This window comes from Mycobacteriales bacterium, from assembly GCA_036497565.1.
Taxonomy (GTDB): Bacteria; Actinomycetota; Actinomycetes; order Mycobacteriales; family QHCD01; genus DASXJE01.
Window position 1 is genome coordinate 1 of the sequence record DASXJE010000143.1, and the last position, 1,553, is coordinate 1,553.

General features: G+C 65.6%; 2 protein-coding genes. Both read right to left on the reverse strand.

Annotated elements, in window-relative coordinates:
* Positions 1-74: 74 nt before the first annotated feature.
* Entirely contained in the window at positions 75-779 is a 705-nt protein-coding gene (locus tag VGH85_12045) for a GntR family transcriptional regulator (GenBank protein ID HEY2174529.1), read from the reverse strand.
* Positions 780-830: 51 nt separating this feature from the next.
* The coding region (locus VGH85_12050; protein HEY2174530.1) for an LLM class F420-dependent oxidoreductase at positions 831-1,553 on the reverse strand (723 nt) is incomplete at its 5' end.

Consider the following 1,553-nt stretch of genomic DNA (forward strand, 5'->3'; position numbering starts at 1 on the left):
CGACGAAAAGCTTCACGAACCGCATTCAAAGCAACGTAATGGGCACCGCCGATCCGGCACTGCCTTCAGCTCAATCAGAACGCAACCGGCGCATCCGAGCTGGATGTCGCCGGCCAGGCGGCTCCGGCAGGCCGGAACACCCCGCGTCGCACCAGTTCACCGAGCATGATCCTGGCCATCACCCCGGACCGCGCGGCGCACGCCGCGCGGGCACTGTCGGGGTCGCGACGCTGGATCGCGGCGGTCTCGGCCTCGAAGAGCGGAAGCAACTCGTCGTGGTTGTTGAGGTAGGACAACCAGAACCCCGGCGGGATGAAGGTCTGCGACGCACGGATCGCGGCCTGCAAGCGCGGGCCCGCGTACTCGTCGTTGATCAGGTTGCGGAACTTCCACGCTGTCTCCTGAAACGCGCGCGACCCTTTGCTACTGCGCATGGTGTCGACGAACGTGCCGAGCTGGTCGAGGATTCGCGGAAGGCTGTCGACCGCGGCGCGGGCCGAGGCGATACCGGTCAACACCCCATACAGCTCGTGATGTTCCCGCAAGACGGACTCGTCGAATCGTTCGACGTACGCGCCACGGTGATACTGCGTTGACAGGATGCCGTCATGCTCGAGTTGGACCACCGCCTCCTGTATCGGCACGCGGGATAGTCCTAAGTCGTTGGCGATCTCGTTGCGATCGACCCGATCCCCTGACCGCAGTTTGCCAGTCAGCACCAGGTTGACGACATGCGAAACCACGAGGTCCTTTTCTTTGACCCCATACTTCTTGGGCATTGCGCGGCAAGCATCTCACGTACCCGTCGCAACGGGAGCCGTTCCGCCAGTTCAGCTTCCATTCGGTTGACGACGGTCGCGCCACCGGCACAGCGCCTCGGCCTGCGTCAGGTCGTAGTCGGGTCCGTTGACTCCGACGGTCAGCATCGTCACCCCGAGCTCGACGAACGCGTCGGCTTCAGCCACCAGCGCGTCGAGGCTCTTGCCGTTCACACCCGCTGAGCGCTCGATGGTCGCCGGGTCGCGGCCGACATCCGCGCAGTGTCGCGCCAGGATCTCCGCCTTCGCGGGGTACGTCTCCAGCGAGGTGAACCCGTGCCAGATGTCGCCGTACTCGGCGACCAGCCGTAGCGTCTTCCGTTCCCCCTGACCGCCGATCAGGACCGGGATGTCCCGGGTCGGTGGCGGGTTGAGCTTGGCCAGCCGTGACTTGATGCGCGGCAACCCGGCAGCGAGGTCGTCGAGCCGGCTGCCCGCGGTGCCGAACTCGTAGCCGTACTCGTCGTAGTCCTTGTCTTTCCAGCCCGACCCGATGCCGAGGATCAGCCTGCCGTCGGAGATGTGGTCGACGGTGCGCGCCATATCGGCAAGCAGTTCTGGGTTGCGGTAGGAGTTGCAGGTGACCAGCGCGCCGATCTCCAGGCGCGACGTCTGCTCGGCCCAGGCGCCCAGCATCGTCCAGCACTCGTAGTGCGGGCCGTCGGGGTCGCCGTAGAGCGGGAAGAAGTGATCCCAGTTGAACGCGACGTCGACGCCGAAGTCCTCGCAGCGGCG